This is a genomic window from Phytohabitans rumicis, assembly GCF_011764445.1.
Taxonomy (GTDB): domain Bacteria; phylum Actinomycetota; class Actinomycetes; order Mycobacteriales; family Micromonosporaceae; genus Phytohabitans; species Phytohabitans rumicis.
Genome location: NZ_BLPG01000001.1, coordinates 2,591,921 through 2,608,342, shown reverse-complemented (window position 1 = coordinate 2,608,342; position 16,422 = coordinate 2,591,921). Strand labels below are relative to the sequence as shown.

The following is a 16,422-nucleotide window of genomic DNA, read 5'->3' as shown; positions in this document are numbered from 1 at the left end:
CCCGTGCGTAGGGCGCGCCCTCCCGGTCTGGACGGACTGGTCGACGCGGTGCCTCGCCGATCAAGGGAAGGTGCGTCGATCAAGGGCATATGGCCGTGGATTTGAGATCGAACCACGACCATATGCCCTTGATCGACGGGAAGGTCCTTGATCGACGCGGCGGGCCGGCGGGCGGGCGAGCGCGGGCGGGCGGACTAGGGCGGGCGGACTAGGGCGGGCGGGGCGGGCGGGCTGGGAGCGGGCGGAGGAGCGCGGGCGGGGGCCGCTTCGGTCCGTGCGGTCTGGGTGGCGCTGGCCCCGTCGATCAAGGACTTCTGCGCCGATCAAGGGCGAATGGTCGTGGATTAGAGATCGAACCACGGCCGTATGCCCTTGATCGACGGGAAGGTCCGGGGGCGCAGCGACGCACGCGACGGGCGGCGTAACGGCGTAACGGGGGTTAGGGGATGGTTGCGGGTTGGCCGGCGCGTACGGGGTCCAGGGTGGGGCCGCTCGGGATGCGGCTGACCAGGGCGGCCGGTACGTTGACGGCCTCCTGGGGCGGGTATCCCAGCAGCGTGAGCACCTGCTCGTCGGCCGCGGCGTATTTGATGCCCACGTCGGTGACCAGGTAGTACGGGCCCGCCTCGGCGGTTGGTGCGCCCAGTACGCGTACCACCGCGATCCGGCCGGCCGGGACCAGTACGCGGTCGGCGAGCGCGACCCCGCCGTCGCCCCGGGCGCGGGTCGGGGTGGCTGTTTCCAGGCCCGCCACCGTGCCGCCCACCCGGATGGCGGCCGTGGACTGGGCGTCGGCGGTGACCGCGCACAGTTGCTCGTTGCCGCTGGCCTGGACGAGCGTGGGCACCGAGGTCGGCGGGGCGATGTCGCCCTGGACGGGGCGTAGCCGGGCGCTCTGCTTGTCCTGCGGGGTGACCACGGAGAGCGGCACCTCGACCGGACGTACCTCGTATTCGGCGCCGAGGACGGCGAGTTGGAGCGGGGTGATCGCCGCGACGCCGTCGTCGAAGACCAGGTAGTGCTGGGGGCCGGAGCCGGTCTGGGCGATCAGTACGTCGCCGATGGCGCGGTCCGGGAACGCCGTCGACGGGTTGCCGCGGTCGTCGATCGTGATCCGGGTGATGTCGGCGCCGGCGGTCAGCGAGTTGAGCCAGGCGGTGCCGGCCAGGGCCGGGGTGGCGGTGCCGAAGAGGGCGGGCACGAGGCGGTCCGGCGACGCGATCCCGTGCCGGTGGCCGTGCCAGACGAGGTACGTCTCACCGCGCTGGATGTCGCGGACCAGGATGCCCTCGTCGGCGCCGACCGCGCGGCCGCCGGTCGGTGCGCCCGCCACCACGAGCGTGACGGTGCTGGTCGGGCTGCCGGAGGTGTCGGTGCCCGGCGTGGCGCAGACCGTCCACGGTAGACCGACGCGGCGCTTGGCGCTGGGCAGCGAGTCCGGCGCGCCCGGGATGCCGACGGTGGTGCCGCGGGGCACCTCACGCAGCGAGTTGCTCGACACCCGGAACGGCTTTGTGCTGGGGCGGCCGGAGGCGAGCACCGCGGACGTGTAGTTGAGCGTGGGGCGCAGCACGCCCTGGGCGTACACGAAGCTGGCGCCGGTCTCCTTCTCGATCACGACCGCGCCGTCGGTCTTCCAGCCGTCGCTGCCGATCTTGGTGATGATGCCGTAGATGCCGAAGCCGGCGGCCACCAGGACGGCGATCATCACGCCGCCGAAGACCGCGCCGACGCCGCGCCGCAGCGGGGACTGCGCCGGGTCGGTCTCCCGCATCACGAACGCGGAGATGACGCGCTGGGTCAGGAACTGGTACGAGTGGAGCTGGTCGCGCCGGGTCGCCATGAGTCCTCACCCGCCGATCGAGGCGAACAGTCCCTGGATGGCGCCGAACAGGCCGATGACCCCGCACGCCAAGGGAATCAGCGCCATGATGGCGAGCACGTCGATGATGTCGGCCGCGCGGCCCAGGTACGGCGACGGGCTGCGCCGGCTGTACACCAGGCCCGCCGCCAGCACCGCCGCCGCGACCACCACGACGACGGCGAGCACGAGCAGCCGCCCGCCCGCCGAGTCGGCGTCGACCGCGAAGCTGAACAGCAGCAGCCCCAGGCCGATGATCCCGCTGACCAGCAACGGGACCCGCTGCTGGGGCAGGGCGAAGAGGCGGGCGCGCAGCAGCATGGCCACGGCGGCCGAGAAGACCAGCAGGTTGCCGGCGGTCGTGCCGTCCTCGGCGACCAGGAACGCGATGGTGACCACGCCGGTGACCGCCGCGGCCAGGTTGAGCCCGGTGAGCAGCTCGGTGGCGCGGGCGACCGCGGCGAAGACGTCGGACCGCTTGGGGACCGGGCGGTCCTCCAGGATGGCCTCCGGCCGGTCGGGCAGCTCGGGCACCGGCAGGCGGCCGAGCGAGCTGGAAATCAGCGGGTAGCTGGGCAGCAGGCCGATGACCGTGGTCAAGGTCACCGCCGCCGCGCCCGCGGGGGAGGCGCCCGCGAAGCAGATCAGCGCGCCGAGCAGGCCGGCCAGGCTGGTCGCCAGCCCCGCCATGAAGAGGCGCTGGACGGCTGCTACGCCGGCGTACCCGATGATGCTGAAGACCAAGAGGGCAGCCGACCCGAGCAGCAAGCTCGGCGAGCCGAGGCGCGACAGCGCGATGTCGCTCGGCGCCGCCAGCAAGGCGCCGCCGGCGAACGCGTAGGGCAGGCCGGAGGCGGCCACGACGGCGCCGGCGCCGGCGTCGGACAGGGCCCGGGACAGCAGGATGCCGAGGACCGCGAGGACGGTCGCGACGCCCAGCGCCACGCCGGCGGGTCCGGGCCACGACGGGCCTGACATCACGAGTACGACGAGTCCGGCGCCCAGGATCGCGCTGGTGACCGCCAGTCCACATCGGCGGGTGGCGGCCTCGCCCCAGGAGTGGCCGGCCCGCCGGGCGCCGCTGGCGATGACCTCGACCACGTCGTCGTACGCCAGCTCGGGCCAGTCGTCGCGGCGCGGCGCGAGGTGCAGCAGTTCGCCGTCGCGCACGCCCTGTACGGAGAGGTTGCGCGTGGGTTCGAGGATGGCACCGGTGGCGCGACGCAGCACCCAGCCGCCGTGCCGTTCGCCGGTGTCGCCGAGGTCGTCGCCGGCATGCCGCAGCAGATGCGGCAGCAACTCGGCGACGATGAGGTTGTCGGGCAGCGCGACGTCCATGCGTCGCTTCGGCGCTGCGACCGTTACCCTGGCCAGACTGAGACCGCCCGGGGCCGTCACGCTGGTCACCTCCCCGTCACCCGCCCGATAGCGGGCCCAACCTAACATGTTGGCGCTTCTATAGGATTGACCAGCCAGCAGTGTGGGGAGGACGTGCGGTGACATCGGTGATTGTCAAGCGGCCGCCGCGCCGTGCCGCGCCGCCGCTCCCGACCGGCGAGGTCGTCCTCGACCCGCCACCCGAGGTGCCGCAGGCGTCCGGCAAGGCGTGGACCAGGATGCTCATGATCCTGCCCATGGCGGCCGGCGGTGCGGCCATGGGCCTGATGATGGCCGGCCAGCGCGGCGGTGGCGGCCCGCTGACGTACGTGGCGGGCGGCATGTTCGGCATCTCCATCCTCGGGATGATGGGGATGATGATGATGAATCAGTCGGGTCCGGGCAAAAAGGAAATGATCGAGTCCCGCCGGCAGTACATGCGCCGCCTCGCTCAGCTCCGTGCCCAGATCCGCGCCACCATCCGGCAGCAGCGCGAGGCCATCCACTACCGGCACCCCGACCCGGACGCGCTGTGGTCGTCGGCGAGCGGCGGCCGGCTGTGGGAGCGGCGGCGCAGCGACGCCGACTTCACCGTGGTACGCATCGGGCTGGGCGCGCAGGAGGTCGCCACCCCGCTCGTACCGCCGCAGACCCGCCCGGTCGACGAGCTCGAACCGCTGTGCGCCATGGCACTGCGCAAGTTCGTCGCGACGTACTCCGTCGTGCCGGACCTCCCGGTCGCGATCGCGCTGCGTGATTTCTCGCACGTCTACCTGCGCGGCCCGGAGGGCGCGGTCCGCGACCTGGTGCGGGCCACGCTGGCCCAGGTGGCGACGTTCCACGCGCCGGACGACCTGCTCGTCGGCCTGTGCGCGCAGGAGGTGCACCGGCCGCACTGGGAGTGGGCCAAGTGGCTGCCGCACGCGCAGCACCCGGCCAAGCTCGACGCGGTTGGCCCGATCCGGCTCTTCGCGCCGTCGGTCACCGCGCTGGAGGCCATGCTGGACGACGTGCTGGCCAACCGGCCGCGCTTCGACCCGACAGCGGCCAGCTCGTTCCCCGGGCCGCACGTGGTGGTCGTCATCGACGGCGGTTCCACGGCCGGCTCGGACCACCTGATGACCGACGGCGGCGTGCAGGGCGTCACGATCCTCGACCTGTCCAACCCGCCGCCGCGGCTGCTGGACGACACGTCGGTCGTGCTGGACATCGCCGAGGACGGCACCATTTCGGGTACGACGATGGACGGCACCACGCAGGTGGGCCGGGCGGACGCCTTGGGCGCTCACCAGGCCGAGGTGCTCGCCCGGGAGATGGCGCCGCTGCGGCTGTCCGCCACGTCGTACGCGGATCAGCCGTCCGGCGCGACCATCGACCTGGGCCTTTCCGAGCTGCTCGACCTGGGCTCGCCGCGCGACTTCGACCTGGCGATGACGTGGGCCAGCCGGCCCAACCGGGACCGGCTGCGGGTGCCGATCGGCGTCGGCCCGGACGGGCGGCCGATCGAGCTCGACCTCAAGGAGTCCGCGCAGGACGGCATGGGCCCGCACGGCCTGCTTGTCGGTGCCACCGGGTCCGGCAAGAGCGAGCTGCTGCGTACGCTCGTGCTGGCGCTCGCGGTCACGCACAGCTCGGAGATCCTCAACTTCGTGCTGGTCGACTTCAAGGGCGGCGCGACGTTCACCGCGCTCGACCGGTTGCCGCACACCAGCGCGGTCATCACCAACCTCTCCGAGGAGCTGTCCCTTGTGGACCGCATGCTCGGCGCCATCCAGGGCGAGCTGGTACGCCGCCAGGAGCTGCTCCGCAAGGCCGGCAACTACGCGTCCCAGCGGGACTACGAGCGGGCCCGCGCCGCCGGCGTACCGCTCGCGCCGCTGCCGAGCCTGCTGGTCATCGTCGACGAGTTCAGCGAGCTGCTGACCGCCCGGCCGGACTTCATCGACATGTTCGTCCAGATCGGACGGTTGGGCCGGTCGCTGGGCATCCACCTGCTGCTCGCCTCGCAGCGCCTCGAAGAGGGCCGGCTGCGCGGCCTGGAGACGCACCTGTCGTACCGGGTGGGCCTGCGGACGTTCTCCTCCATGGACAGCCGTGCGGTGCTGGGTGTGCCGGACGCGTACGAGCTGCCCCGCGCGCCCGGTCACGGCTACCTGCGTACCGGCACCGAGGGCCTGATCCGCTTCCGCGCCGCGTACGTCTCCGGCGTGGTCCGGGGCGACGGCTCCCGGCCCACCTCCGGCGGCCGGGTGATCGACCCGGTGCGCGAGTACACGACGTACTACGTGGCACCGCAGCGCGACGACAAGCCCGAGCCGAACGCCCCGATCGAGCCGGAGGAGAGCGCGGTCGGCGAGACGCTCCTCGACGTACTCGTGGAGCGGATGGAGGGCCAGGGCCCGCCGGCGCACCAGGTGTGGCTGCCGCCGCTGGACGAGCCGGTCACGCTGGGGCAGATGCTGGCGCCGATCGTGCAGTCGCCGGAGCGCGGCCTGACCACCCAGACGCTGCCGCCGGAGCGGGCGCTGCACGGCCTGGCCGGCATCATCGACAAGCCGTTCGAGCAGCTGCGCGAGCCGATGTGGCTGGACCTGTCGGGCGCGGCCGGCAACGTGATGATCGTCGGCGGACCGCAGACCGGTAAGACCAACTTCCTGCGTACGCTCGTCGGCAGCCTCGTCCTGCGGCACACGCCGCGCGAGGTGCAGTTCTACGGTCTCGACTTCGGCGGCGGCGGGCTCACCGCGCTGTCCGGCCTGCCGCACATGGGCGGCGTGGCGAACAGGCGCGACGTCGACAAGGTGCGCCGCACGATCGCCGAGATGCACGGGCTGATGCAGGCGCGTGAGGCGCTCTTCGCCGCGCACGGCGTCGAGGGCATCTCGGCGTACCGGCGGGCCAAGAAGCAGGGCCGGTTCACCGAGGACGCGTTCGGCGACGTGTTCCTGGTGGTGGACGGCTGGGCGACGCTGCGCGCCGAGTTCGAAGACCTCGAACCGAAGATCAACGAGCTGGCCAACCGGGGCCTGGGCTACGGCATCCACCTGCTCGCCGCCACCAACCGCTGGATGGACGTACGGCCGGCGGTGCGGGACATGTTCGGCACCAAGCTGGAGCTGCGGCTGGGCGAGCCGAGCGATTCGGTCATCAACCGGCGGGCCGCGGTCAACGTGCCCGAGCAGACGCCCGGCCGTGGCCTCACCCCGGACGGCTTCCACTTCCTGGCCGGCCTGCCGCGCCTCGACGGGGAGCAGCGGGTCGACGACCTGGCCGACGCGGTCGCCGAGTTCGTCAAGCTCGCCCAGACGTACTGGACGGCGGCGCCCGCGCCGGCCGTCCGCCTGCTGCCCGCCGAGCTGCCGTACGCCGCGCTGCCCATGCCGGTCAGCGGCCGCATCCCGATCGGCATCGCCGAGGCCGACCTGCAGGCGGTGCACCTCGACTTCGACGCGGAGCCGCACGTCGTGCTCTTCGGCGACATCGAGTCCGGCAAGAGCTCGTTCCTGCGCAGCCTGGCCAAGATGGTCACCACCGGCTACGACCCCAGCCAGGCCCGGCTCATGCTGATCGACTACCGGCGCAGCCTGCTCGGCTGCGTCGACACCGCACACCTGATCGGGTACGGGACGTCGCAGCAGACCACCACCGACCTGATCAAGCAGGTGGCCACGGTCATGAAGGAGCGGCTGCCCGGGCCGGAGGTCACGCCGGACCAGTTGCGCAACCGCAGCTGGTGGAAGGGCCCCGAGCTGTACGTCCTGGTCGACGACTACGACCTGGTGGCCAGCTCGACCAACAACCCGCTCGCGCCGTTGCTGGAGTTCCTGCCTCAGGCCCGCGACATCGGGCTGCACCTCGTGATCACCCGCCGGATCGGTGGCGCCGGCCGGGCCATGTTCGACCCGGTGATCGGCCGCATCCGCGAGCTGGCCTCGCCGGGCATCATGATGTCCGGCCCGCGGGAGGAAGGCGCCCTCTTCGGCAACATGAAGCCCCAGCTCCTGCCCCCGGGACGGGCCTGGCTCTTCACCCGGCGGCACGGCGCCCGCCTGGTCCAGCTGGCCTGGACGCCCCCCGCGACCTGACCGGTTTACCGGCGGGGGCGCCGGCGTACTGGCGCTCGACGTCGGTCTGCGACAGCCAGATGTAGCGGTCGGCGCCGTCGCCCACCAGGGCGATCATGTCGTCGGCCATCACCTGGAGAAACTGGGTGCTCGGGGCGGGCAGGCGCAGCGCCGCGCCGGCGAGGGCGGACTCCGCGCTGCCGAGTCGCTGCAGCATCACCAGGTCACAGTCCTGGATGGACGGTACGCCGGTCTGGTCGAGCTGGCGCAGCACGGTGAGCTGGGTCTGCCACGGCCCGAGCGACTGCGGCGCGTTCGGCCCGGCCAGCCCGAGGTCGTAGATGACGAGGACCGGCTGCTGCGCGGTGGCGGCCAGGGCCAGCGGCTGCTCGACCGGAAACACGGCCACCCGGTCGCCCCGCCCGGTGGCCCGCTCCCCGAAGCCGTGCCAGGTACGGGGATCCGCCGTGATCACCGCCACCCGGGCGCCGAGCGCGAGCGCCCGGAACGCCACGAGCTGGCCCGCCCACGCCCCGCCGACCAGGCCGATGCGGGTCGGCTCGGACCGGAAGAAGCGCACGGAGACCGGCTTTTGCTGCCGGTCGGCGCCGAGGATCAGGCCGGTGCCGGGCGAGGAGAGCCGCAGCAGCGCCAGGGCCGAGCGGGAGATCGTGTGCGAGCCGACGCGCAGCCGGGCGAGCTTGCCGGACAGCCCTTCGCGGCCACCGCCACCGCCGTTCGGCGGGCGGCGGCTGTCGTACACGGTGCCGGGTGGCTCCTGCTGGCCGATGTCGGGCAGCGCGCGCGCGGCGGTGCGCCGCGCGGCGGTGGAGGTGCCGGCGGCCGCGGCCTGCGCCGCCTGCTGGGTGGCCGTGCCCGCCGCCGGGGCGGCCTGCGACGGCACGGCCTGCACGGCGGGGAGGACAGCGTCGGGTCCCGGCCGATCACCATGCCGCCGGGCGGCAGCTGCGGCGTCGGCGGCGCGGGCAGCGTCCGTGGCGGTGGTGGCGCCTGCTGGGCGGCGTACTGCCCGGGTAGTGGCGGCGGCGGGACGCTGACGTGCGCCTTGCCGACGGCGGGTGACTGCTCGTCGCCGTTTCTGGGGTGCGTCATCGTGCGCCACCGCCCGTCGGTGCGGAGGCGTAGACCGCCGGTCCCTGCTCGCCGTCGAGCGGGAAGAGACCGGCCCGCGCCTGCTGGGCGCCGCGCTTGATGGCCTGGCAGACCTGGTTCAGCTCCTCGGCCGGAGCCGCGACGCGGATCAGGCCACGCAGGTCGATCATCCGGGTGTCCTCGTCCGGCGCCATGATCAACGCCAGGCTGGTCATCGCCGCCGGCGCCGTGGACAGCCAGTCCAGCAGCGCCGCGGCCTGCTCCACCGGCGGCCAGTCGCGGATCCAGTACGACCGGTGCGCCAGCCGCGACGAGTGCCACTCCGACCAGCTCTCCCGCGGCTGTACCGGCTCGGCGCTCTCCGTCGTGGGCTCCAGATCGGTGGAGCGCAGCAGCACGTCGAGCAGCTCGTCGGCGTCGAGCAACCGGTGGGTGACCCCGACCCGGCGCAGCGACTTGGCGACCCGGCGGACCAGCGCCGCCACCACCGCGGGCGCCGTGTCCAGGTCGGCGTCGCGGTCCGCGACGGCCTCGGCGAGGGTACGGGCGTCCAGTCGCACCGCGATCCAGATGGTCCGGTCGGCGGGCACCGGCACCGTGCCGAACCGCGCCAGCAGCTGCCGGTACGACTGGCCGGCCGCCGACGACGGGTGCATGTCGATGCTGGGCGCCGGCACGGTCTGCGTCACCACCTGCAGGACGGCGCCCGGCTGGTCGGCCTCGGCGAGCGCCCCCGCCAAGGCGTCCAGCGGGATCAGGCCCGGGTCGTCGCGCATCGGCGCGCTCGGCGTGACCGCGGCTACCGCGTACCAGCCGGCGTCGTCGCGGGCCACGCCCACGTGCGCGCCGTCCGCCACGGAGACGTTCTCCACGGTCAGCCCGGGCGCCAGCCGGCGCAGCGCGCCCAGCCGCGCGTCATCGCCGTACGGCGTCGCGGTGGCGGTCTGCCGGCGGCGCCGGTAGCGCCGGGTCATCAGCCGCCGCTCCAACCACCACCGCCCGTTGCGGCGGCCGAGCGTGACCAGCAGCAGGAGTACGCCGGCGAGCGCCACCCCGGCGATGACCGCCACGATCTCGCTGGCGAGGCTGGCGAGCACGCCGACGACGACCACCTCGGCCAGCAGGAGCTGCGTGATGTGCAGCGGGCCGAGATGGCCTGGCCGGCGGCGGGGAGCAGGATCGCCGGCCCCGCCTGCTCCGAGTCGCTGCTGACCCGCGCGACGGCGCGAACCTGGTGTGGCGACGTGGTCTGCGGCGACACCGTCATGCCGTCAGCTACCCCCTGCCTCGCTCGGTGCCCGCGCCTTCGCCGGACGCTTCACCATCATAGGTACGAATGTCAGCGGGTGGCTCCGAGCAGGTCGTCCAGGACGAGCGTACGCAGGTCGTCCCGGCTGGGCATCCGGCCCAGGCCGCGCAGCCGTCCGGACTGCACCTTGCGCATGCCCTCCAGGAGCTTGCGCGCCTCGCGGGCGTTGCCGAAGTTCTGGTCCCGCTCGATCGTCCCGAACCACTCCAGCAGCGCCTCGTCCAGGCCCAGCCCCAGCAGGTAGTCGTCGTTGCGCGCGATCCGCTTGACGATGAGGACCAGCTCGTCGGGGGAGTAGTTCTCGAACTCGAGCGTCTTGGCGAACCGGGACGCCAGACCGGCGTTCGCGTCCAGGAAGTTGGCCATGTCGTCGGTGTAGCCGGCCACGATGACCGCCACCTGGTCGCGGTGGTCTTCCATCAGCTTGACCAGCGTGTCGATGGCCTCCTGGCCGAAGTCGGCGCTGGCGCCCGCGGACCGGGACAGCGTGTACGCCTCGTCGATGAACAGGACACCACCGAGCGCGCTCTCGAACACCGAGGTGGTCTTCTCCGCCGTGTGCCCGATGTACTGGCCGACCAGGTCGCGCCGCGAGACCTCCTTGAAGTCACCGCCCGGGAGCACGCCCAGCGCCTTGAGCAGCTGGCCGTACAGGCGGGCGATGGTGGTCTTGCCGGTGCCCGGTGCGCCCGTGAAGACCAGGTGGTTGCTGGCCGCGCCGACCGCCAGGCCCGCGCTGCGCCGCCACTCGTTGACCTGGATCTCGTCGATGAGCGCGCGCACCTCGCCCTTGACGCCGGCCAGGCCGATCATCGAGTCGAGCTCGGCGAGCAGCTTCTCGACCTTCTGGGCGTCCTGCTGGGTCGCGCCCTCGATCGCGCTGACTCCGACCTTGGGCTGGTGTGCGCCGCTGTCGGCCGCGTGGATGGTGGGCGTGGCACCCTCCTCCACGTCGATGCCGGGCGCGGCGGTGTCCTCCACCCGCGTACCCTCGACCAGCCCGCCGCAGCCGCGGCCGAACGCGATGCCGACGCCCTGCGTGTCGTGCACCCAGCTGTCGGTGATGGTCGGCGTGCTCTGGTGCGCGACCGAGATCCCCGCGTCGCCGGTGCTGGAGATGTCGCACCGCTCGATCGTCGGCCGGCCCGCCTGGTAGACGTAGACGCCCCGGTACCCGCACCCGGCGATCGTCGAGTTCCGGATGGTCGGGTTCGCGCCCAGCCGTACGATGATGCCGTCGTCCGTGACGCCGCGGACCTCGCACTTGTCGATCAGGCCGCCCGCGTCTTCGATGACGAAGCCGTACTGCCCCGCGGTGACCTTCGAGTCGGCCGCGGACAGGTGCGCGCCGTCGGTCACCGACACCCCCGCCGCGAACCCGGCGGTCGCCTCGCACTTCTCGATCGTGATCCGGCCGCCGTACGCGCTGACCGCCGGGTAGTCGCCGGACTTGAGCACCAGCCCCTGCAGCGTGACCTCGCCACCCGACGACGCGACCGCGGACCCGCCCGCGTCGCTCGCGTCGATCGTCACCGAGCCGGGCTCCTTCGCCGCGACCAGGCTGACGCGGCGGCCGGACAGGCGGATCGACTCCGCGTACACGCCGGGCTCGATGGAGATGACCGTGCCGTCCGAGGCGACCTCGAGCGCGTCCCGGATGCTCGGATAGGCCCCCGCCCGCTGCGAAGAAACGGTCAGTGTGCGCGCCATGTCGTCCTCCCCGTACACCCTTGGTTGGCGATCGTAGCGACTGGACACCCACCCCTGAAGCCGGCAGAGCGCTCACGCTAGACGTACGTCACGTACCTCCCGCCTTTCCACGTCGATCAAGGGCAAATGGTCGTGCTTTGATCTCCAAACCACGACCAATTGCCCTTGATCGGCGTGGAAGTCCTTGATCGGCGCGGGACTAGGGGATGCCTGCGTGCTGGAGGGCGGCGGCGATTTCGGGTACGTCCCGGCCGCCGGCCGCCACGCTCATCGTCAACTCGTACGCCTCGTCGTTGGTCATCCGCAGCTCGTACCCGTTGAGGCCGACGAAGGCGATGACTCCGGCGAGCGCGAGCCGCTTGTTGCCGTCGATCAGGGCATGGTTCTGGCAGATCGAGTGCATCAGGGCGGCCGCCTGCTCGGCCAGGGTCGGATAGGCCACGACGCCGAACGCGACCGTCTGCGGGCGAGCCAGTGCGGAGTTGAGCAGGCCCATGTCGCGTACCTTCGCGGGGCCGCCCAAGACCCGCTCGGCCACGTACAGCAGGTCCTCGAGGTCGAGGTAGATCATTCGCCCAGCCGGCGCAGGGCGTCCTCGAAGCGGGGCAACTGGGTGTCGAGGACGCGGTCGAGCATGGCGCGCTTGGTGTGGCGCGCGACGTACTCGTCGATGGCCGCCAGGATGACGGCGTGCATGGAGCGTCCCTCGGCGGCCGCGATCGAGCGCAGCGCTTCGGTCTGCTCGGGGCTGGGGCGGAGGTTGACGGCCACGACGGCTATGGTACCACTTTGGTACCATGTTGTCGGCCTGGCAACTCAGGGGCATAATTCTGTACATGACGACGACCCTGCCGCTTGCCGATGTACGTGAACGCCTCTCGCCGATCGTCAACTCGGTCGAGACGACTCATGAGCGTGTCGTCATCACAAAGAACGGTCGTCCGTCTGCCGTACTCATGTCCTATGAGGATCTTGCATCGCTTGAGGAAACCCTGGAGATCCTGTCCGACCGCGGCGCGGCGCAGGCGATCCGCGAGTCGCTGTCCGATCCCGAGCGGTTCAGCGTCGATGAAATCCGCCGGGACCTGGAGGCGCGCAGCGGAGGCGACGGACCAGCGGCATGACCTACCGGGTCGAGTTCACCGGGGCCGCCCGCCGCGACATCGCGAAGCTTCCTGAACGGGTCGCCTGGGCCGTCTTAGAGTTTTGCGCCGGACCGTTGGCGGAGAACCCCACCGAGTGGGTAAGCCGCTGATCGGTGACCTGACCGGACTTCACTCCGCTCGCCGTGGCGAGTACCGCGTCATCTACGCCATCCACGATGACAGGGTCATCGTCGAGGTGGCCTACGTTCAGCGGCGCACGGATGTCTACCGACCACGCTGACGCTACTCGGTGGCGGGCTCCAGGGTAAGGCTGATGGAGTTGATGCAGTAGCGCTGGTCGGTCGGGTCGGGTAGCCCTCGCCTTCGAAGACGTGGCCCAGGTGCGAGTCGCAGCGGGCGCAGCGCACCTCCGTACGGACCATGCCGAGCGTGCTGTCCACGATGTAGCGCACCCGGTCCTCCGCCAGCGGCGTAAAGAACGACGGCCAGCCGCAGTGCGAGTCGAACTTCGTGTCGCTGGAGAACAGTTCCGCGCCGCACGCCCGGCAGCGGTAGACGCCCTTGGTCTTCGAGTCGACGTACTCGCCGGTCCAGGGTGCCTCGGTGCCCGCCTCGCGCAGCACCCGGTACTCGTCGGGCGACAGCCGGACCCGCCACTCGTCTTCGGTCGTGGGCACGGTCATCTCGTCAGCAGCCATGCCCTCAACGGTACGACCGCGCCGGAGTGACCCGTGATTACCAACCACGAACGGTCTCGTTGACGAGTCATGGTGATCAGTTTCCGGCCGACGTGGCGGCAGGCGGTCGGGCGTGGGGTGTACGCGGGGGTGGCGTGCGCCGTCGCCGCGTACCTCGTCGGGCTGGTGCTGCCGGGCGAGCCGCACCCGGCGGCGGTGCTGGTGCCGTCGCTGCTGGCCGCCCTGGTCGTGGCGGTCGTGGGCCGCCGTGGCGGCACGGAGGTCGACGAGTACGGCATCCGCCACACCCCACCCGGCGGCGTCGCGTCGTGGAAGCGCGTGGTGGACATCCGCGCCGAGCGCCGGCGCCGGCGTACGGTCGTCGTGGTCTACCTGGACTCGGGGGAGACCCTGCGGCTGCGCGCGCCCTACGACGGTGACTGGCTGGGGCGGGACCCGTTCTTCGAGCGGCGCCTCTTCATGCTGGTCCACCTGTGGGAGACGCACCGTGATTGGAGCATCCACAGTTAGGGTGGCGGGCATGAGCCCAAAGGCGAGCGCCGTCGAGGTCGAGGTCGCCGGCCATGCGGTACGGCTGAGCAGCCCCGACAAGGTCTACTTCCCGGAACGGGGCTTCACCAAGCGGGACGTGTTCGAGTATTACCTCTCGGTCGGCGACGGCATCGTGCGCGCGCTGCACGACCGCCCGACGACGTTGCAGCGCTTCCCGGACGGCATCGACGGGGAGATGTTCTTCCAGAAGCGCGTCCCGACGCGGGGCGTGCCGCCGTGGGTGCAGACGGCGCAGATCCGGTTTCCGAGCGGGCGGCCGGCCGACGAGCTGTGCCCGGCGGACCTCGCGCACGTGGCGTGGGCGGCCCAGCTCGGCACGGTGGTCTTCCACGCGTGGCCGGTGCGCAAGGCCGACGTGGACCATCCGGACGAGCTGCGCATCGACGTCGACCCGCAGCCGGGCACCGACTTCGGCCACGCCGTCGAGGCGGCCGGGGTGGTGCGCGAGGTGCTCGAAGGGGTGGGCGCGACCGCCTACCCCAAGACGTCCGGCGGCCGGGGGGTGCACGTCTACGTGCGGATCCGCCCCGAGTGGGACTTCGTCGGCGTACGGCGGGCGGTGATCGCACTCGCCCGCGAGGTGGAGCGGCGCCGTCCCGACCTGGTCACCAGCTCGTGGTGGAAGGAGGAGCGCGGGGAGCGGGTGTTCATCGACTTCAACCAGATGGCCCGGGACCGCACGATCGCCTGCGCGTACTCGCTGCGGGCCAACCGCCGCGCGACCGTCTCGACGCCGGTGACCTGGGACGAGCTGGCCGAGGTGGAGCCGGACGACTTCGACCTGCGTACGGTGCCGGAGCGCTTCGCCAAGGTGGGTGACCCGCACGCGTCGATCGACGACGAGCCGTTCGACATCACGCCGCTGCTGGAGTGGTCGGCGCGGGACGATCGGGACGGGCTGGGCGACATGCCGTACCCCCCGGACCACCCCAAGATGCCCGGCGAGCCGAAGCGGGTGCAGCCGTCCAAGGACCGCGACCGCAAGGCTTAAACAGCCTGGGGGCGGCGCACGGCCTCGCCGCCGACGCGCTGGCCGAGGCGGATCAGGCCGCGTCCGGTCCGTGCCCGCAGGGAGTCATCGCTGGTCAGGGCCGCCGCGCGGCGCGCGTCGCGGGCCTCGTCGCGGAGATCCTCTTCGTACGCCTTGAGCCACATCGAGGCGATGAGCGGATGCATGAGAGCCGTCCCTCCGACACTAGTGAACGCGCTTTGCTGGTGTTGCTTTGACGGTAGTACGATCGGTGTTACGGGTCAAGGAGGTTTACTGGTGTCGGAGATTCCGGGTCAGCTCGCGTTGGTGGGTGCGTTCGTCAACACCCTCGACGTCGAAGAGGGCACGGACGAGCTGGCTCAGTGGCTGGCCGCGCGCGGTCCCGTCGAGCCGGGCGACGCCGACCTGGCGCTCGCCCTGCGTACGGCGCTGCGGGCCGAGCTCACCGACCACGACGGCGCGGTGCGGGCCGAGCTCGACCGGCTCGCCGCCGGCCTGCCGTTGCGGGCCCGCTTCACCGCGGACGGCGTGGAACTGGCCGCGGTGGGCGCAGGCGTACGCGGCGCGCTGGCGAGCGTGGTCGCCGAGGTGGTGCTCGCTGAGCGCGAGGGCGCGTGGACCCGGCTCAAGATATGTCGCGAGGACACCTGCCAGTACGCGTTCTACGACTGGTCCAAGAACTCCTCGAAGACCTGGTGCGGCGCCTCGTGCGGCAACCGCAACAAGACCCGCGCGTACCGCCAGCGCCGGATCGTGGGCCCGGCCCGCGCCTAGAGCACCAGCTTCATGCCCTCGTGGGACGCCGCGAAGCCCAGGCCGGCGTAGAAGCGGTGGGCGTCCACCCGGGACTTGTGGGTGGTCAGCTGGGCGGTGCGGCAGCCTCTGCCGCGCCCCTGCTCCAGGGCCCAGGTGATCATCTCGCGGCCCAATCCCTGGCCGCGGAGGTCGGAGCGTACCCGGACGGCTTCGATCTGAAGGCGCTCGGCGCCGTTGTGGCTGAGGCCCGGGATGAAGGTCAGCTGCATCGTGCCGACCAGCTCGCCGTCCCGGTCGGCGACGACCAGCGCGTTGCGCGGGTCCGCGTCGATGGCCTCGAAGGCCCGCAGGTAGGCGGCCTGGTCGGGGCTCTCGCGGGTGGCGCCGAGGGCGTCGTCGGCCAGCAGGGCCACGATCCCGGGTACGTCGGCGTGGGTGGCCGGGCGGAAGACGGTGTCGCTCACCCGGCCAGCCTATGGCAGGGGCCCGCCGGCACCGGGCATCATCATGCGGCATGAAGCTGCTGTTCTGGCCGCTGCACCAGGTCTATCGCGGCATCGTGTGGCTGGCCAACTCGCCGCGCACGCTGATACTCGCGTACCTCGGGATGATCGTCATCAGCGGTTCGCTCTACAGCCTCGCCGAGAAGAAGAGCGTCGGCGACTCCGTGTGGTGGGCGGTCGTGACGGCGTCCACGGTCGGGTACGGCGACACGTACCCGACGACGTGGCAAGGGCGCGTCCTGGCCGGCCTGTTGATCTCCACGATGGTGCTGCTGGTGATCCCGCTGATCACCGCCCACTTCGCGAGCCGGCTGATCGTCGACGCGGACGCGTTCCGGCACGAGGAGCAGGAGGAGATCAAGCAGAACCTGCGCGCCATCCG

General features: G+C 72.0%; 15 protein-coding genes and 2 pseudogenes. 7 read left to right on the top strand and 10 right to left on the bottom strand.

The features are described 5' to 3' along the window. Positions 1-439 precede the first annotated feature (439 nt). Together eccB and eccD are read right to left on the bottom strand one after the other, a co-directional pair. Positions 440-1,843, bottom strand: coding sequence for a type VII secretion protein EccB (eccB, locus tag Prum_RS11185; RefSeq protein ID WP_173076224.1), 1,404 nt, complete (start codon positions 1,841-1,843; stop codon positions 440-442). Between the two features lie 6 nt (positions 1,844-1,849). Continuing rightward, entirely contained in the window at positions 1,850-3,307 is a 1,458-nt protein-coding gene (eccD, locus tag Prum_RS11180; RefSeq protein ID WP_281368889.1) for a type VII secretion integral membrane protein EccD, read from the bottom strand. A gap of 50 nt (positions 3,308-3,357) precedes the next feature. Here eccD and eccCa point away from each other — a divergent pair, with 50 nt between their 5' ends. Continuing rightward, positions 3,358-7,323 (top strand): type VII secretion protein EccCa, encoded by a 3,966-nt coding sequence (gene eccCa / locus Prum_RS11175; protein WP_173076220.1) that lies wholly within the window; start codon positions 3,358-3,360, stop codon positions 7,321-7,323. On the opposite strand, the gene Prum_RS11170 is transcribed toward eccCa, so the two are convergent. The 5 genes from Prum_RS11170 to Prum_RS11150 form a co-directional block, all read right to left on the bottom strand. Beyond that, entirely contained in the window at positions 7,265-8,215 is a 951-nt protein-coding gene (locus Prum_RS11170; RefSeq protein ID WP_173076218.1) for a hypothetical protein, read from the bottom strand. The two genes, eccCa and Prum_RS11170, sit on opposite strands and share 59 nt — an antisense overlap. Before the next feature lie 196 nt (positions 8,216-8,411). Further along, positions 8,412-9,536: a type VII secretion protein EccE gene (eccE, locus tag Prum_RS11165; RefSeq protein WP_281369119.1), complete on the bottom strand. Its 1,125-nt coding sequence runs from the start codon at positions 9,534-9,536 to the stop codon at positions 8,412-8,414. A gap of 218 nt (positions 9,537-9,754) precedes the next feature. Beyond that, complete coding sequence (locus Prum_RS11160) at positions 9,755-11,434, bottom strand: right-handed parallel beta-helix repeat-containing protein (RefSeq protein WP_173076214.1); 1,680 nt, start codon at positions 11,432-11,434, stop codon at positions 9,755-9,757. 199 nt (positions 11,435-11,633) lie between these two features. After that, positions 11,634-12,005, bottom strand: a complete 372-nt coding sequence (locus Prum_RS11155; RefSeq protein ID WP_173076212.1) for a type II toxin-antitoxin system death-on-curing family toxin — start codon at positions 12,003-12,005, stop codon at positions 11,634-11,636. Further along, the gene (locus Prum_RS11150; protein WP_173076210.1) at positions 12,002-12,205 is read right to left on the bottom strand and encodes a ribbon-helix-helix protein, CopG family; all 204 of its coding nucleotides are present in this window, start codon (positions 12,203-12,205) and stop codon (positions 12,002-12,004) included. Before Prum_RS11150 ends, Prum_RS11155 begins: the two co-directional genes overlap by 4 nt. A gap of 65 nt (positions 12,206-12,270) precedes the next feature. On the opposite strand from Prum_RS11150, the gene Prum_RS11145 reads away from it, so the two are divergent. Both Prum_RS11145 and Prum_RS53710 read left to right on the top strand, forming a co-directional pair. Beyond that, positions 12,271-12,558: a type II toxin-antitoxin system Phd/YefM family antitoxin gene (locus Prum_RS11145; RefSeq protein WP_173076208.1), complete on the top strand. Its 288-nt coding sequence runs from the start codon at positions 12,271-12,273 to the stop codon at positions 12,556-12,558. Continuing rightward, positions 12,555-12,689, top strand: a complete 135-nt coding sequence (locus Prum_RS53710; RefSeq protein ID WP_281368888.1) for a type II toxin-antitoxin system RelE family toxin — start codon at positions 12,555-12,557, stop codon at positions 12,687-12,689. Before Prum_RS11145 ends, Prum_RS53710 begins: the two co-directional genes overlap by 4 nt. A gap of 133 nt (positions 12,690-12,822) precedes the next feature. On the opposite strand, the pseudogene msrB reads toward Prum_RS53710, so the two are convergent. Then, positions 12,823-13,238 (bottom strand): annotated as a pseudogene (gene msrB / locus Prum_RS11140) (peptide-methionine (R)-S-oxide reductase MsrB). A gap of 69 nt (positions 13,239-13,307) precedes the next feature. Here msrB and Prum_RS11135 point away from each other — a divergent pair. Together Prum_RS11135 and ligD are read left to right on the top strand one after the other, a co-directional pair. After that, positions 13,308-13,748, top strand: coding sequence for a hypothetical protein (locus Prum_RS11135; protein ID WP_173076206.1), 441 nt, complete (start codon positions 13,308-13,310; stop codon positions 13,746-13,748). A 10-nt stretch (positions 13,749-13,758) separates the two neighbouring features. Next, on the top strand, positions 13,759-14,781 hold the full coding sequence (ligD, locus tag Prum_RS11130; RefSeq protein ID WP_173076204.1) for a non-homologous end-joining DNA ligase: 1,023 nt from the start codon (positions 13,759-13,761) through the stop codon (positions 14,779-14,781). Here the strand turns inward: ligD and Prum_RS11125 are convergent. Continuing rightward, entirely contained in the window at positions 14,778-14,966 is a 189-nt protein-coding gene (locus Prum_RS11125) for a hypothetical protein (RefSeq protein WP_173076202.1), read from the bottom strand. The genes ligD and Prum_RS11125 overlap by 4 nt on opposite strands. Positions 14,967-15,057: 91 nt before the next feature. Here Prum_RS11125 and Prum_RS11120 point away from each other — a divergent pair, with 91 nt between their 5' ends. Further along, complete coding sequence (locus Prum_RS11120) at positions 15,058-15,555, top strand: CGNR zinc finger domain-containing protein (RefSeq protein WP_246277809.1); 498 nt, start codon at positions 15,058-15,060, stop codon at positions 15,553-15,555. Here the strand turns inward: Prum_RS11120 and Prum_RS11115 are convergent. Further along, positions 15,552-16,001, bottom strand: a complete 450-nt coding sequence (locus tag Prum_RS11115) for a GNAT family N-acetyltransferase (protein WP_173076198.1) — start codon at positions 15,999-16,001, stop codon at positions 15,552-15,554. The genes Prum_RS11120 and Prum_RS11115 overlap by 4 nt on opposite strands. 11 nt (positions 16,002-16,012) lie before the next feature. On the opposite strand from Prum_RS11115, the pseudogene Prum_RS54465 reads away from it, so the two are divergent. Next, positions 16,013-16,273 (top strand): annotated as a pseudogene (locus Prum_RS54465) (potassium channel family protein); the annotation flags it as partial. Positions 16,274-16,422: the final 149 nt, after the last annotated feature.

Coding starts and splice junctions, on each gene's coding strand:
- Prum_RS11160 (WP_173076214.1), bottom strand. CDS start 11,434: ATGGCGCGCACACTGACCGTTTCTTCGCAGCGGGCGGGGGCCTATCCG.
- eccD (WP_281368889.1), bottom strand. CDS start 3,307: ATGTTAGGTTGGGCCCGCTATCGGGCGGGTGACGGGGAGGTGACCAGC.
- Prum_RS53710 (WP_281368888.1), top strand. CDS start 12,555: ATGACCTACCGGGTCGAGTTCACCGGGGCCGCCCGCCGCGACATCGCG.
- Prum_RS11125 (WP_173076202.1), bottom strand. CDS start 14,966: ATGCATCCGCTCATCGCCTCGATGTGGCTCAAGGCGTACGAAGAGGAT.
- ligD (WP_173076204.1), top strand. CDS start 13,759: ATGAGCCCAAAGGCGAGCGCCGTCGAGGTCGAGGTCGCCGGCCATGCG.
- Prum_RS11155 (WP_173076212.1), bottom strand. CDS start 12,005: ATGATCTACCTCGACCTCGAGGACCTGCTGTACGTGGCCGAGCGGGTC.
- Prum_RS11135 (WP_173076206.1), top strand. CDS start 13,308: ATGGTGATCAGTTTCCGGCCGACGTGGCGGCAGGCGGTCGGGCGTGGG.
- eccB (WP_173076224.1), bottom strand. CDS start 1,843: ATGGCGACCCGGCGCGACCAGCTCCACTCGTACCAGTTCCTGACCCAG.
- Prum_RS11145 (WP_173076208.1), top strand. CDS start 12,271: ATGACGACGACCCTGCCGCTTGCCGATGTACGTGAACGCCTCTCGCCG.